Annotated in this window: 13 protein-coding genes; all 13 read left to right on the top strand. The window is 40.6% G+C overall.

Features of this window, described 5'->3' with window-relative positions:
* Window positions 1-14: 14 nt before the first annotated feature.
* The 13 genes from G602_RS0118525 to G602_RS0118465 all read left to right on the top strand — a co-directional run bounded on the left by G602_RS0118525 (window position 15) and on the right by G602_RS0118465 (window position 17,932).
* Complete coding sequence (locus G602_RS0118525; RefSeq protein WP_026660308.1) at window positions 15-1,454, top strand: glycoside-pentoside-hexuronide (GPH):cation symporter; 1,440 nt, start codon at window positions 15-17, stop codon at window positions 1,452-1,454.
* A gap of 217 nt (window positions 1,455-1,671) precedes the next feature.
* On the top strand, window positions 1,672-1,998 hold the full coding sequence (locus tag G602_RS0118520) for a zf-HC2 domain-containing protein (RefSeq protein WP_026660306.1): 327 nt from the start codon (window positions 1,672-1,674) through the stop codon (window positions 1,996-1,998).
* Between the two features lie 41 nt (window positions 1,999-2,039).
* Window positions 2,040-4,790 carry a DNA polymerase I gene (polA, locus tag G602_RS0118515; RefSeq protein WP_026660305.1) on the top strand — a complete coding sequence of 917 codons (2,751 nt, stop codon included), beginning with the start codon at window positions 2,040-2,042 and terminating at the stop codon, window positions 4,788-4,790.
* Window positions 4,791-5,387, top strand: a complete 597-nt coding sequence (gene coaE, locus G602_RS0118510; protein WP_026660304.1) for a dephospho-CoA kinase — start codon at window positions 4,791-4,793, stop codon at window positions 5,385-5,387.
* Window positions 5,387-7,555: a cell division protein FtsA gene (locus tag G602_RS0118505; protein WP_242835663.1), complete on the top strand. Its 2,169-nt coding sequence runs from the start codon at window positions 5,387-5,389 to the stop codon at window positions 7,553-7,555. The genes coaE and G602_RS0118505 overlap by 1 nt, the downstream gene beginning before the upstream one ends.
* Window positions 7,556-7,629: 74 nt before the next feature.
* Window positions 7,630-8,427 (top strand): MBL fold metallo-hydrolase, encoded by a 798-nt coding sequence (locus tag G602_RS0118500; protein ID WP_026660302.1) that lies wholly within the window; start codon window positions 7,630-7,632, stop codon window positions 8,425-8,427.
* A gap of 21 nt (window positions 8,428-8,448) precedes the next feature.
* Complete coding sequence (locus tag G602_RS0118495; RefSeq protein ID WP_026660301.1) at window positions 8,449-8,721, top strand: ACT domain-containing protein; 273 nt, start codon at window positions 8,449-8,451, stop codon at window positions 8,719-8,721.
* A 33-nt stretch (window positions 8,722-8,754) separates the two neighbouring features.
* Window positions 8,755-10,119: a PFL family protein gene (locus G602_RS0118490; RefSeq protein WP_026660300.1), complete on the top strand. Its 1,365-nt coding sequence runs from the start codon at window positions 8,755-8,757 to the stop codon at window positions 10,117-10,119.
* Window positions 10,120-10,206: 87 nt separating this feature from the next.
* Window positions 10,207-11,157, top strand: a complete 951-nt coding sequence (locus tag G602_RS0118485) for a carbohydrate ABC transporter permease (protein WP_242835661.1) — start codon at window positions 10,207-10,209, stop codon at window positions 11,155-11,157.
* A gap of 1 nt (window position 11,158) precedes the next feature.
* The gene (locus G602_RS0118480) at window positions 11,159-12,112 is read left to right on the top strand and encodes a carbohydrate ABC transporter permease (protein ID WP_081676074.1); all 954 of its coding nucleotides are present in this window, start codon (window positions 11,159-11,161) and stop codon (window positions 12,110-12,112) included.
* 70 nt (window positions 12,113-12,182) lie between these two features.
* Window positions 12,183-14,093: an HlyD family efflux transporter periplasmic adaptor subunit gene (locus G602_RS0118475; RefSeq protein ID WP_026660296.1), complete on the top strand. Its 1,911-nt coding sequence runs from the start codon at window positions 12,183-12,185 to the stop codon at window positions 14,091-14,093.
* On the top strand, window positions 14,090-15,307 hold the full coding sequence (locus G602_RS0118470; protein WP_026660295.1) for an ABC transporter permease: 1,218 nt from the start codon (window positions 14,090-14,092) through the stop codon (window positions 15,305-15,307). The genes G602_RS0118475 and G602_RS0118470 overlap by 4 nt, the downstream gene beginning before the upstream one ends.
* A gap of 42 nt (window positions 15,308-15,349) precedes the next feature.
* Window positions 15,350-17,932: an ABC transporter substrate-binding protein gene (locus tag G602_RS0118465; protein WP_026660294.1), complete on the top strand. Its 2,583-nt coding sequence runs from the start codon at window positions 15,350-15,352 to the stop codon at window positions 17,930-17,932.
* Window positions 17,933-18,022: the final 90 nt, after the last annotated feature.

Genomic DNA, 18,022 nt, shown 5'->3' with positions numbered 1-18,022 from the left:
GAGTGTGAACAAAAATGAACGAGAAGAAAAAACTTTCAGGCGCGGCTAAGGCATCCTATGGACTTGGTGCTGTTGGTAAGGATATGGTTTACATGCTTTCAGCATCTTATATTTTGTACTATTTCCAGGATATTCTTGGTGTAAGTGCGGTTGCAATGGGTGCTATTCTTATGGCTGCACGTATTTTTGATGCTTTTAATGATCCTATTATGGGAATGGTAGTTGCCAAAACAAAGACAAAATTCGGAAAATTCAGACCCTGGCTTCTTATCGGAACTGTAACAAACGCCATTATTTTATATATGATGTTTACAGCACCTCCAACACTTTCCGGAAGCGGACTCATTGTTTATGCTGCGGTTACCTACATCCTCTGGGGTGTCACATATACCATGATGGATATTCCTTACTGGTCAATGATCCCTGCGTTTACTGAGGGCGGAAAAGAAAGAGAAGGACTTACAACTCTTGCACGTTCCTGTGCAGGTGTGGGTTCAGCCCTCATTACAATTGTAACGGTTATGTCTGTTTCAGCACTTGGACGCATGTTTGGCGGAAATGATATCACAGACAGAGAAGTAGAGAGAGTAGGATTTTCGTACTTCTCACTTGGAGTAGCAGTATTGTTCATTCTCTTTACAGTTATCTGCTGCCTTAATGTAAAGGAAAAATCCACAGTGGATATGGATTCTCCTTCAATAAAGGAGATGTTTGGTGCACTTATCAGAAACGATCAGGCAATGGCAGTGGTTGTTGCAATCGTAATTGTTAACTGCTCGATTTATATCACATCCAACCTTGTAATCTATTTCTTTAAATACGATTTCGGTGGTGTTGACTGGAGAGGCGCTTATACACTCTTTTCAACCTTCGGTGGCGGAATGCAGATTCTTGCCATGATGCTCCTTTATCCGTTCCTCAGAAGATTCTTTACATCAATAAAGATTTATTACATAAGCATGGGAATGGCTATTGCCGGATATATTTCACTCCTTGCACTTGCATCAACATCAATGACTAACGTATACCTTCTGTTCATACCGGGATTTTTCATCTTTGCAGCAAACGGAATGCTCTCTGTTATAACAACAGTATTCCTTGCAAACACTGTAGATTACGGTGAACTTAAAAATGGCAGAAGAGATGAGTCTGTTATATTCTCCATGCAGACCTTCGTTGTAAAGCTTGCATCAGGTGTTTCAGCTTTCATTGCTGCACTTTCACTTCAGATTCTTGCACTCAGCAATGATACTGCAGAAACAGAAGCTGCACTTGACTATTCACTTGGTGTGTCGGGAATGCAGAAAATGGGACTTCGTATGACTATGACAATAATACCTATAGCAGGACTCCTTTTTGCAATCTTCTGGTTCAGTAAGAAGTACATCCTCACCGATGAGAAAATCGAGGAAATTGCAAGCGAGATCGAAAACAAAAAGAAAAAAATCGCATAATAATAAAATCCAAAGTGGCGTAAATATTTGCGCCACTTTTTTATGCCGTGCAACGAGGTTTATGAACGGTACATATTATCCTCTTGCGTCCTCAATACAAGGTTGTGGGATTTGCCATTTTGGTGTATGCTATATATTGCTTAGTAGTATGCTTAGAAGGATTATGTCCATACAAGATATTGGGTTTTAAACCCCGCATAAAAATATAGAGGATACTATGGATTGTAAGGAATTTCAGAGAATGATTCCGGGATTTTTGGATGATGAACTGGATAATTATTCTCTTGAAGCTTTTTTGAATCATATGGAAAAATGTAAGAGCTGCAAGGAAGAGCTTACCATACAGTTCCTGATTGAAGCCGGTATACAGAGGCTTGAGGACGGTAGTACTTTTAATCTTGCAACTGAGTTACAGACTACTATGAATGACGCCTGGCTAAGACTACGTGTCAGGAAGAGATTACTTAATGCGGCATTTTTTCTGCAGATTATTGTTGTGGCAGAGATTATTGCTGCGATTGTACTTGCAATAGGACTTCGCTAATAGCGAAATAAATAATACAGTTAGTTGGGGACATTTTTAGAATGGGGAAGAAATTACTTCTGATAGACGGACACAGTATATTGAATAGAGCTTTCTATGGGCTTCCGGATCTTACGAATTCCGAAGGCCTTCATACGGGTGCCGTTTATGGATTTCTGAATATTCTATTCAGACTTATGGACGAGGAACAGCCTGATTATGTGACTGTTGCTTTTGATGTTCATGAGCCGACCTTCAGACACAAAATATATGCAGAGTATAAGGGCACCAGAAAGCCCATGCCGGAAGAACTTAGAGAACAGGTACCTCTTATGAAGGAGGTTCTTGACAGTATGAAAATCTGCCGCATGGAAAAGCCCGGACTTGAAGCGGATGATATCCTCGGAACCATTGCAAAACGCGGTGAAAGGGAAGGCATGGAGGTACGTCTTGTATCCGGAGACCGTGACCTTCTGCAGATTGCAACGGAGCATATCTGTGTCAGAATTCCTAAGACAAAGGCAGGGAAAACTGAGATAGAGAACTATTTTGCGAAGGATGTTGAGGAACTCTACAAGGTTAATCCACAACAGTTTATTGAGCTTAAGGCACTTATGGGTGATTCCTCGGATAATATTCCCGGAGTTCCCAAGGTAGGTGAGAAAACTGCGATTGAGCTTATGACTACCTACGGTTCAATTGAGAATATTTATGAAAATCTTGATAATATCAGCAAGAAATCAATAAGAGAATCTCTTGCTGCAAACAGAGAGCTTTGCGACTTAAGTAAGGTCCTTGCGACAATTGATGTAAATGCAGAGTTTGACTATGAATTTGAGAATGCCGGCATAGAGGATATCTTTAACAGAGATGCCTATGAGATGTTTAAAAGGCTGAACTTCAGAAATCTGTTATCAAGATTTGAGGGAGATGTCACAAAGACAGAGACCAAATTAGAGATAGAAACAATTTCCGGAAAGGCTGAAGTTTTAAAAGCCTTTACAGATGCACATGATTATGCAAAAGGCTATGATGACAGATTTATAGGAATCGGTATTCTAAGCGATTTAACCGCAGGTGGCAGAAAACCTAAGGAAGGTCAGCAGCTATCATTATTTGAGACCTTTGAGGAACCTAAGACTCTGATCGGATTTGCTATCTGTATTTCAGATAAAAAAGCTGTTTATTTTGAAACGGATGACAGTGTGACGGAGAGCTTTTTAGGTGAGAAGCTGGAGGAGCTTTCAAGGGACTGCAGACTTTCATTTTTTGATATAAAGCACGCATACAGATATTTTAAGCCTTATGAAATAGATAATTATGAGGAGAGGAAAAAGGCATCCTTTGATACTTTAATTGGTGCATATCTTATAAATCCTCTTAAAAATGATTATCTTCCTGAGGACATTTCTACAGAATATTTGCAGCTTGCCATAAGATCAAAGGCTCAGATATTCGGTAAGGAGAATCCTGCTGAAGTAGACAGCGGGCTAAGAAAGGAATATACAGGTTATCTTTCTTATGTGAATTTCAAGGCAGCTCCAATACTTGAGAGTCGTCTTGAGAAGGAAGATATGCTGGATCTCATGAATGAAATCGAGATGCCTCTTACATACATTCTCTATGACATGGAGCATGAAGGCATCCTGGTTAAGCGTGATGAGCTTAAGGTTTACGGAGATAAGCTTTCAGGCAGGATTGATGAACTTGAAAAAAGCATTCATGATACTGTAAAGAATGCTACAAATGGTGAGGTTACCGATTTTAATATCAATTCACCCAAGCAGCTGGGCGAGATTCTGTTTGAAAAATTAGGACTCCAGGGTGGTAAAAAGACAAAGACCGGATATTCTACAGCAGCTGATGTCCTTGAAAAGCTTGCTGCTGAGAATCCTATCGTTAAGGATATACTTGAATACAGAGGACTTACGAAGCTTAAGAGTACCTATGCTGATGGTCTTGCAAACTATATCAGTGATGATGAGAGAATTCATACCAGTTTTAATCAGACCATAACAGCAACAGGAAGAATAAGCTCAACAGAGCCTAATCTTCAGAATATACCCATGAGAACAGAGCTTGGAAGAGCCATAAGAAAAGTATTTGTCCCCAAAAACGGATATATATTTGCAGATGCGGATTATTCTCAGATAGAACTTAGAATACTGGCGCATATGTCAGGAGATCAGGGACTTATAGATGCCTATCATGAAGGTCGTGATATACACAGGATAACCGCTTCCAAGGTGTTTGGAATTCCATTTGAGGAAGTGACGGATATTCAGAGAAGGAACGCGAAAGCAGTTAACTTCGGAATAGTTTACGGTATCAGCGCATTCGGGCTTAGTGAGGATTTAAACATATCGAGGTCAGATGCGAAGAAGTATATGGATGATTATCTGGCAACTTATCCGGGGGTTAAGGAATACCAGGATAGAGCCGTGAATGATGCAAAGGAGAAGGGCTATGCTATAACTCTCTTTAAGAGAAGACGCCCCATGCCGGAGCTCAAATCCGGCAACTTCATGCAAAGACAGTTTGGTGAAAGGGTGGCAATGAATGCACCGATTCAGGGAACTGCAGCGGATATTATTAAAATAGCCATGATCCGCGTATGGAGACGCATCAGAAAAGAAGAACTTAAATCCAGAATGATACTTCAGATTCATGATGAACTATTGATTGAGACAGCTAATGATGAAGTGGAAAAGATAAGCAGCTTACTGGAGGAAGAAATGACCGGGGCTGCAAATCTCCTTGTTCCGCTTGAAGCAGAGTGCCATACAGGCGCTGACTGGTTTGAGGCAAAATAAGTGACTAAGATTATTGGAATTACCGGCGGAGTCGGAGCCGGTAAGAGCACAGTCCTCGGATATATAGAAAAAAAGTGCAAATGCAGAATTATTTTTTCTGATGATGTCGCTAATGATATAAAGCTTCGCGGAAGACCGTGCTATGAACCTATAGTAAAGCTTTTATCAACGGATATACTAGGGAGCGATCAGGAAATTGACAAGAAAAAAATGGCTGCAAAAATATTCTCCGATGAAAAGCTCTTAAAACAGGTAAATGATATATTACATCCTGCCGTGAATGAATTTATTCATGAAGAGATAAGGAGAGAACGGGAGCTGGGAGAGCTTGAATATCTGTTCATTGAAGCAGCGCTTCTCATAGAGAATGGATATGACAGGATAGTTGATGAACTGTGGTATATATACGCCACGGAGGATGTCAGAAGGCAGAGACTTAAAGCATCCAGAGGCTATTCTGACGAGAAGATAAACGATATTTTAAATGGACAGCTAAGTGACGAAGAATTTAGAAAATTTGCCGATTTTGTAATCGATAATAGCGGTGATGAAGAGGAAACGAAACGTCAAATTGATTTAAAGCTGGGGGAAAACTGATGGCAACGATGGCAGAACAATCAGAAAAAAATGTAGTATTCGGTCTTGATATCGGAACAAGAAGCGTGGTGGGTACAGTTGGATACATGCAGGACGAGGTATTCAATGTTATAGCTCAGTGCGTGGAAAAGCATGAGACCAGAGCCATGCTTGATGGACAGATTCACGATATCGGCAAAGTTGGAGCAACCATTAGAAAGGTCAAGGAAAATCTTGAGAAGCAGACAGAAATACATCTGACGGATGTATGTATAGCTGCCGCTGGTCGTGTGCTCAGAACAATGAAGACGAATTTTGAGGAGGAGTACACTGACAACAGAGAACTCACTCAGGAAGAAATCTATAACCTTGAGTCAAAGGCTGTTGAAAAAGCATATCAGGAATTTCTTGCGCAGAATCAGTCTGACATGAAATTCTATCTGGTTGGATATTCCGTAATGCATTATTATCTGGATGATTACCAGATTGCCAATCTTGAAGGACATAATGCCGGAAGAGTTGCTATTGACCTCATTGCAACATTCCTTCCGGATGACTGTGTAGACGGATTATATAAAGCCTGTGAAAGAGCAGACCTCAAGGTTGCCAATATGACTCTGGAGCCTATAGCTGCGATGATGGTTGCAATTCCTCAGCAGTATAGAATGCTCAATCTTGCTCTTGTTGACGTCGGTGCCGGAACTTCCGATATTTGTATCACTGATGACGGAACCATTACATCCTACGGAATGCTTCCTATCGCCGGTGATTCCATAACTGAGATTATTGCCCAGCACTGCCTTGTTGATTTCAACACGGCAGATCAGATCAAGATAGATGCAAGCCACATGGATCAGGTTAAGTATGTTGATATCATGGGACTTGAGAAGACAATCTCTGCAAAAGAAATTGGCAAAATGATAAAGCCTCTTGTAGAGAAAATGTCCAAGATGGTAACACAGCAGATTAAGCAGCTTAATGGCAATAAGCCTGTAAGCGCTGTATTTGTAGTTGGTGGCGGCGGATGCGTTCCGGGATATACCAAGGCTCTTGCAAAGGAGATGAAGATTCCGGAGGAGCGTGTTGCTCTGCGCGGTGAAGAGGTAATGAAGAGTATTCATTTCCTCAATGAGGATGACGGTATTGAGCATGACTCACTCATGGTTACACCTCTTGGAATATGCATAAGCTTTTATGAACAGTCCAACAACTTTGTATTTGTTTCCTTTAACGGTCAGCAGACCAAGATCTATGATAACGGAAAGCTTGCAATAGTTGATGCTGCAATGCAGGCGGACTTCCCTAATGAGGATCTTTTCCCTAAGCGCGGTGAGGAACTCAGATTTACAGTTAACGGTCAGGAGAGAATGGTTCGTGGTGAACCCGGAGAAGCTGCTGTTATTACTCTTAACGGCGCACCTGCTGATATCCATACCAAGATTCATGCTAACGATATCATCGAGGTTACCAGCTCTACCGTAGGAAAAGCTGGTAAGAGTGAAATCAATGATATTCCTGAATTCAAGGAAAGCTTAAACATCACAGTTGACGGTAAAAACATCGATGTTCCCAGAACAGCTGAGGTTAACGGTGAGCGCCAGACCGGCCTGTATGATATTAAATCCGGCGATGATATCAAGATTCTTGATTATGAGACTGCTGCTGCAATTGCACAGCTTCTTGATATTGATCTTACTGAGTTTTCTGTTATTACGGTAAATAATGAAAAAGCAGATGGGGACACACCTGTATACGAGAACTTCAAGGTTGAGTTTAAAAACGGTACAGATGCCATCATGGAATATTATGCTAACTTCCCGGATGCGGATGAAGTTGCTATTGAGCAGGAAAATGAAGAATCCTCCTATGATGCGGATGCTGATCTTGACCTTGAGGAGAATGAAGATGGAAGTCTTAGCTTCTCTGGAGGAACAACTACAACAACTACTGTAAGGCAGACAACCCCCACCAGACGTGTGGTTACACATGATCTTCATGTAATAGTTAACAATGAGCCTATTGTGCTTCACGGAAAATCGGATTATATTTTTGTAGATATCTTTGATGTAATAGACTTTGATCTCAGTAAACCTAACGGCAGATCGATAGTAACTACGCTTAATGGCGGTACTCCCGACTACATGCAGGCTATACATGAAGGGGATAAAATCGAAGTATATTGGAAATAATATAATTTTTTATTAATATAATAAACACATTTTCGTCACACTTTATCTATAATATTGAAACGGAGATTGCATAAATGAGACTAGCCAGCCTCTCAAGTGGTAGTAGTGGGAACAGTATTTACGTAGGTTCCGATACCACGCACATCCTTGTAGACACAGGATGCAGTAAAAAAAGAATAGTGGAAGGACTTTCAAAGCTTGATTTGTCACTTGATGACATTGATGCAATCTTTGTCACTCATGAACATTCAGATCATATAGCCGGGTTACACACAATACTAAAAAAACATGATATTCCCGTATTTGCTACAAAGGGAACAATCCAGGGAATACGTACAAGTGATAAAAAAGGTGAAATGGTCTCGTCAGAGTTTCATGAGATAAGGGCTGATGAAAAGGTATCAGTCAAGGACATGATAATAAATCCAATGACAATAATGCATGATGCATTGGAACCTGTGGGATACAGAATATCCTGTGGTAATAAGAAATTCGGAATCGCCACTGATCTTGGATGCTATAATGACTACATAGTTGATAATCTTAGGGGAATGGATGCAGTACTTATTGAAGCCAATCACGATGTGAGAATGCTTCAGACAGGACCTTATCCGTATCAGCTTAAAAAGAGAATACTTGGGGAAAAGGGACATTTGTCCAATGAAAAGAGCGGGGAGCTTCTTTGCAGAATCCTGCATGATAATCTAAAAGGAATTCTTCTTGGACACCTGAGTAAAGAAAATAATCTTCCTGAACTGGCTTATGAGACAGTCCGGGTTGAAATAGAAATGGGTGAAAATCCATATCACGGAAATGATTTTCCTATAATGGTAGCAGCGAGAAATGAACTTTCCACTGTTATTGAAGTGTGAGAAAAGTGAGGAGAGAATATTATGAATAAGATTATTATTACTGTTGTTGGTAAGGACACAGTTGGTATCATTGCCAAGGTATGCACATATCTTGCAGATAACGGTATCAACATTCTTGATATTTCCCAAACTATTGTATCCGGATATTTTAATATGATGATGATAGTTGACATGGCCGGCAGCCAGGTTGACTTCATGGACATGTCTGATTCTCTTGAGAGCCTTGGAGAAAGCATTGGCGTTGTTATTAAGTGCCAGAGAGAAGAGATTTTTGATTCGATGCACAGACTTTGATTTTTCAACTGATTACCGAAGGGGAACGGATATATGATAGGCATAAATGAAGTATCAGAAACTAATGAAATGATCGAAAAGGAAAATCTTGATGTCAGAACCATCACCATGGGCATCAGCCTTTTAGATTGCATAAGCTCAGATTTGGATACACTCAATAAAAATATTTACGAAAAGATATACGGATCTGCCAAGGATCTTGTTCAGACCGGTGAGGATATTGCCAAGGAATTCGGCATTCCGATCGTAAATAAGAGAATTTCAGTAACACCCATAGCTCTTATAGGTGCTGCTGCCTGCAAGACCTCAGATGACTTTGTAACTATTGCCAAGACTCTTGATAAGGTGGCAAAGGCCGTCGGAATTAATTTCCTCGGTGGTTACAGTGCGCTTGTGAGCAAGGGAATGACAACTGCGGACAGACTTCTTATAGAGTCAATTCCGAAGGCACTTGCTGAGACAGATGTCGTATGTTCATCAGTAAATGTCGGTTCAACCAAGACAGGCATTAACATGGATGCCGTAAGACTTCTCGGCGATGTTATTGTGAAAACCGCAGAAGCTACAAAGGATAATGACAGTGCAGGCTGCACAAAGCTTGTAGTGTTCTGTAATGCTCCTGATGATAATCCATTTATGGCGGGAGCTTTCCATGGAGTGACAGAGGCTGACAGAATAATTAACGTTGGTGTCAGCGGACCGGGCGTTGTTAAGACTGCGCTTGAGAAGGTTCGCGGAGAGAACTTCGAGATTCTCTGCGAAACCATTAAGAAGACTGCATTCAAGGTTACGAGAGTAGGACAGCTTGTTGCAAAGGAAGCATCCGAAAGACTTGGCGTCCCTTTTGGTATCGTTGATTTATCACTTGCACCTACACCTGCTATCGGTGACAGTGTTGCGGATATTCTTCACGAGATTGGCGTTGAGCATGCCGGAGCGCCCGGAACAACCGCAGCTCTTGCTCTTTTAAATGATCAGGTGAAGAAGGGTGGAGCAATGGCTTCATCTTATGTAGGCGGTCTTTCAGGTGCATTTATTCCTGTAAGTGAAGATCAGGGAATGATCAATGCGGTTAATGCCGGAGCTCTCACTCTTGAGAAGCTTGAGGCAATGACCTGTGTATGTTCAGTTGGTCTTGATATGATTGCTATTCCGGGTGATACGAAGAATACAACAATTGCCGGAATTATCGCAGATGAGATGGCAATCGGTATGATCAATCAGAAGACTACCGCAGTAAGACTTATTCCTGTAATCGGAAAGAAAGCAGGCGATACAGTTGATTTCGGAGGACTTCTTGGATTTGGCCCTATTATGAGTGTCAATAAGTTCTCCTGCGATGAATTTGTAAACAGAGGCGGAAGAATACCCGCACCTATTCATAGCTTCAAAAACTAAATTAGGAACTGTAAACTTTTTGGTATGGAAAATTTAAAGAAAATTTCCGATAAAACCTCGGGAAGTTTTGAGAAACTTAATAGATTTTTGCGAAGAAATGCGGATGGACAGACAAACGAGAGAGGGTCAGTCGTTAATCGCATGAGAAAGAGCTTTAAGAGGGGGAGAAGTACAAAGAAGGCTATGAGGGAGACAGCTGTATCCTGGGCCTTTTTGTTACCGAGTCTCATGGGAGTTCTTACTTTCTTTGTCCTTCCTTTTTGCGTGGTTGTTTTTTATTCAATAGTAAATAACCCGATTCAGAAGGAATTCGTTGGATTTTTTAACTTTGAGAGAGTATTTACCAACAATGCTTTTCGGCAGGCGGCATATAATACGTTTAAGTTTTCGGTTATAGCTGTTCCCCTGGCAGTGGCACTGTCGCTTTTTCTGGCAGTGGTTATGGAATCGGGGATTCCGTTTAAGAGCCAGTTCAGAAGCTTTTTCCTAAGTCCTATGATGGTTCCGATAGCATCGATAGTACTTATTTGGCAGGTACTGTTTCATTTCAACGGAATAGTTAATGTTGTGGGCATGTATTTTGGCGGCCCCAAAATAGACTGGCTAAAATCTGATAAAGCGCAGATAGTTATTGTTGTTTTGTTCCTATGGAAGAACCTGGGCTATAACATGATCCTGTTTATGGCGGCACTGTCCAGTGTTCCAAAGGATCTCATCGAGGTTGCGCGACTTGAGAGTGCAACTGATTCACAGATTTTCTGGACAATAAAGATGAGATATCTTTCATCAACTGTGCTTTTTGTTACGATAATGTCTCTTATAAATTCCTTTAAGGTATTCAGAGAGATTTATCTATTAACCGGAGATTATCCTTATAAGACGCTGTATATGATGCAGCACTTTATGAATAACACATTTGCATCTGTAGATTATCAGAAGCTTTCCGCTTCGGCCATATTGATGGCATTGGTAATCATTGTGCTTATGTTCATTATGTTTATTACGGAAAACCGGTATGGAAAGGACATAGAAGGCTGATATGGCGGGATTAAGATTGCCTACCGGTGAACAGCAGTTTTACGAAAAAGCAATTCGGAAGGCAAGAAGAAAAAAGAAAATATATAAGTACGGAATTATGGCCGGAACAGTTATATGCGCCATATTTGCAGCGTTGTTTCTGTTACCGACAATCCTTACTATAACAAACTCATTTATGAGTAAATCTGAAATAAGTGCCAACTACGGTGCTGTATTTCAGACAACCGAAACAGGTGGTAAGGTATTTATCTCTAAGACGGTAAACCTTAAATTTATACCTGATATCGTATCGTTCAGCCAGTATATTACGGTGCTGTTTAAATCACCAGAGTATCTGGTCAAATTCTGGAACAGTATGTTTTATGTTGTTCCGATACTTGTAGTACAGCTTATGGTTGCGATGCTGGCATCCTATGGCTTTGCAAGATATAAAGGCAGGGTAAGGGAAGTAATCTTCTTTATATATATAATTTTGATGCTTATGCCTTATCAGGTTACACTGGTTCCCAATTATATGGTTTCATCCTGGCTCGGAATTCTCGATACCAGGTGGGCGATATGGCTTCCGGGATTCTTTTCTCCGTTTGCGGTTTATCTGCTTACGAAGTTTATAAGAAGAATACCAACTGAGGTTATGGAAGCTGCATCCATTGACGGTGCCAGTGAATGGCAGATTTTCTCACAGATATGTTTCCCGCTTTGTAAGAGCGGACTTATATCAATAGCAATTCTTGTGTTTATTGATTATTGGAACATGGTTGAGCAGCCACTGATACTACTTACTAATGATGAACTTCATCCGCTTTCGGTATTTTTGTCGAAGATCAATGCAGGAGAGATAAGCCTTGCATTTGCGGTCGCAGTTATTTATCTGGTGCCTCCGCTACTGATTTTCTTATATGGGGAAGAGTACCTTATTGAGGGTATTTCATACCAGGGCGGTTTAAAGGGATAGATGTTGTATTACAATTGCCCGAATAATGAGGGGGCAAGATCTAAGTTTTAAGGGAAGAGGAATTTTAGGTATGTCTGAAGTAAAGAATCAAAGACCAAAGAAAAGTCGTAAGGACATAATAAAGGATATTGCAATTGCATTTCTGACAGTCCTTTTGTTACTTACATTCTTTTCAAACACAATCATGAACTATTCACTGCCGGAGGTTAGTATCCAGCAGATTCAGGAGGGAACAATTTCCCCGATTATCAGAGGAACAGGAACTGTTGAGGCAAAGGATCCCTACAATGTAAAGGTTTCTCAGGAACGTGTGATAAAGAGCGTAGCAGTATCTGAAGGTGCTCAGGTAAAGAAAGGAGATATTCTTTATTACCTCGAAGATAAAGAGTCAACAGAGCTTACAGAAGCAAGAACAAAGCTTGAAGAGCTTATGCAGGCTTATGAGACATCACTTTTCTCAGGTGATCTTTCTAACGAAGCCATCAATCGTGTTAGAGGCGGACAGACCTTAACCATGGATCAGATTCAGGCTAAGCTTAAGAGTGCAACTGACAGATATGATGCTGCAAAGCTTGCAGACGAGAATGCTCAGGCTGCAATTGATGAGCAGTCACAGGACCAGGCATACACAGCAGCTCAGTACAACTATGACGAGGCAACTCCCCAGTATAGAGATGCTGATATTACATACAGAGTTACAGAAATTGATCAGCAGCTTGAGGCATTAAAAGCAGATAGTTCAGATTCTTCAAGTTCAGATGATGCATCTTCTACAGAAAAAGAAGCTTATGATAAAGCTGTATCATATCAGGAAGAAAAGCAGAAGGCTTATGATGAAGCACTAACCGCTAAGACAGAATATCAGACTGCAAAAGAAACAGCTGAAAAAAATAGAGATACTGCAACAAGCCCTGAGGATAAGCAAAAATATCAAGAGGCTGCGAATGCTGCTGAAGCAAAATATAATAACGCAGACCAAGCAGCGGCTGATGCACTCGGAATTTTAAACAGTGCAAAGGAAGCAACTAAAAAAGCAAAAAAGAAATACGAAAAAGCAAAATCAAATGCTGCAGCATCAAAATCTGTAAACGAAGAACTAATTGCAGCCCTCGAAGCAGAGAAGAATCAGCTTCTTCTTGAGCAGGCTAACGGAACAAAGGATACATCACAGATTACAACACAGGCAGGTCAGGTAGATAACGATTACCAGAGAAAGGCTGCTTCACTTCAGGATACAAAGAACAAGACTGCTCAGGAACTTGAAAGAGCAACTACAGACAGAACAGAGCTCCTTACTGAGATTGCCAAGGAAATCGAGCTTGATGGTCAGAGAGACAATATTCAGGAGCAGAAGGAGACCGTTGAGAAGCTTGAGAAGGAAGCTGTTGGTGCTACTATCGAAGCTCCCGTTGATGGTACCGTGACAGAGCTTGCACTCAAAGCCGGTGAGTCTACAAATGCAGAGAATGCAGTTGCTGTTATCCAGATTGATGGTAAGGGCATGCAGACAAGCTTCTCAGTAACAATGGATCAGGCTAAGAGACTTAAGGTCGGTGATATTGCTGAGCCTCAGAATGCCTGGTATTACACAGACTTCAAGGCAACACTTAAATCAATCACTGCTGACCAGCAGAATCCTAACACCAAGAAGGTACTTACTTTCCTTATCGAGAGTACAGAGGTTCAGAACGGCCAGTCAGTAAGCCTGCAGATCGGACAGAAGTCCGACACCTATGACCTTACGGTTCCTGCAGGTGCTATAAGAGAGGATAATAACGGTAAGTTCATATTGATTGTTAAGTCAAAGTCAAGCCCTCTTGGAAACAGATATATAGCTTCTGAAGTACGTGTTGAGGTTCTTGGTAGTGATGACACAACTGCTGCTATAAGCGGAAGTCTTGAGGGAGATGAATATGTGATCACCAAATCGACAATGGCTATTAATGCAGGTGATCAGGTAAGATTGGCTAACGATCAATGAGTAATATAACGACTAATATAACTAATTTTTTCAAAAATCTGAAATTAAGACAGATCATATACTTTGCAATAATAGTTTTACTCATACTCACTATATTTGGAATAGACCTGTACAGAGCACAGGTTGTCAGCAGACAGTATGACCAGCAGATGGGTCAGAGATGGTCAAAGGATATGCGCTGCGGTCAGGTAAGCATGTTCTTTTCGGAACAGGAGGGTGTTGGCACAGATAAGGTTAACGAGTATGTATATAACATCAACAAGGGACTTATTGCCGATGGTGTTCAGGAAGCTGATGCCAGCACACAAGGATCAGGTGCGGTTTGGAATTATTGCTACAGTTCAGTAGGAAGTGCTGAGCTGACCAAGGATCTTAAAACAGTTACAGCTGTTGCTATCGGAATTGGTGGAGATTACTTTCAGTTCCATCCGATGAGAATTGCAAGTGGTAATTATATTCCGGGAGATACTCTTATGAAGGACTATGTCATGCTGGATGAGGATCTTGCATGGCAGCTGTTCGGTTCAAAGAATATTGTCGGTGAGTGCATTACTATTGGTGGTGTTCCACATTATATTGCAGGAGTTGTTAAGAAGGACAGCGGTAAATACGTAAAGGCATCCGGTATGGTATTTCCGACTATATACATGTCCTTTGAATCACTGGCAACCTATGGCAAGATTGATGCCTCTGTTCTGGCTACGAACGGAACTCTTGGACAATATACTGTTGCATCCAAATCTGATGATGAGTCAGAAAATGGTTCAACTGATGTAGATACACAGGCAAAGGGTATAGTTTGCATGGAAGTTGTTATGCCAAATCCTGTAGAGAATTATGCTAAGAACTTTGTTATAGACAAGCTTGGATTAAATACGACACAGGTAGAGGTTGTAGATAACACAGCCAGATTTGATAACAGAAATCTGTTTGATATTATTGCAAAATTCAATGTAAGAGGGATGCAGACAAAGCCTGTTATTTATCCCTATTGGGAAAACAATGCAAGAGCCTATGAGAATATTCTGGCGGTTGCATTTTTAATCCAGATAATCTGTGCAGTTATCATTTTTATAATGGTTGCAATTGTGGTTGTACAGGCCTATAGGCACAGAAAATGGACAGTCGGTATGCTTGTTCAAAAGTTTGTCGACTGGAAATATGATCTTGAATCAAACATAAAATATCATAACGCTAAATGGAAATATTTTTAATGATATTTAGTTTGCTTTATTGATTTATAAGGAGGATAATTAATGAAGAGAATTTATCTGAAAAGAATTCTTAGTGTTTCACTTGCTGCAGTTATGGTACTTAACATATTTGGCTGTGGTTGTGGCAAAAAGAATAAGACGGAAACTTCCGACGAGGAAGCAGGACATGATGCGACTGCTTATGTATTTAAGGAGACACCTATTAAATTAACAGCTGATGCTGCAGACTTGTCTAATATTTCCGCTCTTGGAAAGTATGGCGATAAGGTATACGCACTGCTTAATACTGTTAGTGATGACGGAAGCAATAAGAGTATTCTGTACACCTTTGATAAGGATGGAAGTAATGTAGCTACAATTGATATTCCCGTTACTGATAATCTCAGTGTATCCAATATTGCTTTAGCTAGTGATGGTACAATTTATACTGTTGAGACACAGTTTGCCGGAATGTCAGGCGGCTTTGGCGATTTCACTTTCGGTGAGGACGGCATGGGATACATCGAAGGTGGCGATGCTATCGAAATCGGTGGTGATGATTCCGGAGAGGTAACTGAGGAAATCGATCAGTATTCCGGTGAAGATGGTGACGCAGAAGCTACTGATGCTGATGAAGCTACTACTGAATCTTCAGAAACTACTACTGATTCTTCAGAAGAACCGGCTGCTTCAGAGACAACAGATGCCGATGCTGCCACTACAGAAAACACAGATGGTGTTGCAATTGATGGCAGTGAGATTTCTGCTGAAGATATTGTTGGTGGAGACGTTTCTGAAACAGATAAGTATTACATGGTAAAGCATGATAGTACAGGAGCAGAAATCTGGAGAAATGAAATTGATTCAACAACTGATTCATATTTCTATGTAAACTCATTCCTTCTTGCGGATGACAATACAATTGTCACCTCTGATACGAATGGTATTCATAAATACAATGCTGAAGATGGTACTAAAACATCAGACATTAATCTTGACAGTATAGAAGACAGTGATTACGGTGTTTCACTGATGGTTTACGCACTTGGAGATGGGAATTTTGGAGCTATAAATGCTGCAAGTGCTGAGTTTTATAAGCTTGATCTTGGTGCAGGTACAATTTCAACGGTAGAAGGTGCTGAAAATCCCTTCTATGATTATACCTTCTACTCAGGAGCAGGCTCTCATGATTTTTTTGCTGTTGGTTCAGAGGGTGTTTATACCTACAACATGGGTGATCAGAATGTATCTATGATACTTAACTTTGTAGATTCCGATATTAATACTTATGGTTTATCCAACCTTGTTGCACTTTCAGATACAGAGCTTGTTGCACTTATTCCTTCTGATGATTCGGGATTTGGTCTTTCCTATCTTACAAAGGTTGATCCTAAGTCTGTAAGTGAGAAACAGCAGATTACTCTTGGATGTAACTACATAGACTATGATGTAAGATCACAGATTATTAAGTTCAATAAGACAAATGATAATTATCGTATAGTAATTAACGATTATTCAAAATATGACTCCGACAGCGATTATTCAGGCGGAGCTAACAGACTTAATACAGATATTGTTTCAGGTAATGCACCTGATATTCTTGTTCTTGATGCAGATATGCCTGTGGACAGTTACATTTCAAAGGGCCTTTTTGAAGATATGTCTGATTACTTCAAGAATGATGAAGAACTCAGTAAGATAAAGTTTTTGGATCATGTGATGGAAGCCTTCAAGACAGACGGTAAGATGTACAAGCTTATTCCCAGCTTCTATGTCGAGACTGTTGTTGCAGCCAAGAAGGATGCAGGCGATGATTACACATGGACAATTGATGAGCTTGAGAAGCTTGTAAAGGATAAGAATATCGAGCATAAGAATATTTTCGGACCTCTTGCAAGGGATGAAGTATTTGAGATGGCTCTCAGCCTTTCAGGATCACAGTATATTGACTGGTCTACACTTACCTGCAGCTACAACTCAGAGGCATTTATCCATTTGCTTGAGTTTGTAAACGAATTCCCTGCAGAGCTTGAAGAAGACGATTACTACAACGACACTTCAGCATATTGGAGACAGGGTATAGCACTTGCCGACAGATTCTATCTAAACGGATTTAGTGATTACAACTATGAGGCTAAGGGTACCTTTGGTGAAGAAATCCAGACAGTCGGATTCCCTTCAGACAACGGAAGCGGTGCAGCATTATATCCTAATCTTCAGCTTACCATGAGTTCAACATCAAAGGTTAAGGATGGCTGCTGGGAGTTTATGAGATATTTCCTTACAGATGAATACCAGAAGACTATTGACGGATCATGGCCTGTAAGTATGACCAAGATTGATGAAATGGCTGCTGCAGCAAAGAAAAAGCCTACATATGTTGATGAAGATGGTAAGGAAGTAGAATACGACGATACATACTATATCGGTGAAACTGAGATTATCATCCCTCCTATGAATGATGATGAAATAAACGAGGTTATTAACTATCTCAACAGCATCGACCAGGTTGGAAACAGTAATGAAGAAGTTGCCAATATCATTTATGAGGAGGCTGCAGCTTACTTCAGTGGACAGAAATCAGCAGAAGAGGTAGCCGATATTATCCAGAGCCGTGTTCAGATTTACGTTAATGAGATAAGCTAATAGAATTTGTTAATTATATATTTCTCATTAGGTATGGATATGTATATTTATGCCTTCCCCCTTTGGGGGCGCAAGAGGTCCGGGGGACCT

The sequence above is a fragment of the Butyrivibrio sp. AC2005 genome (assembly GCF_000424145.1).
Lineage (GTDB): Bacteria > Bacillota > Clostridia > Lachnospirales > Lachnospiraceae > Butyrivibrio.
The sequence above is the reverse complement of the archived record's forward strand: the minus strand, read 5'-3'. Positions and strand labels throughout refer to the sequence as shown.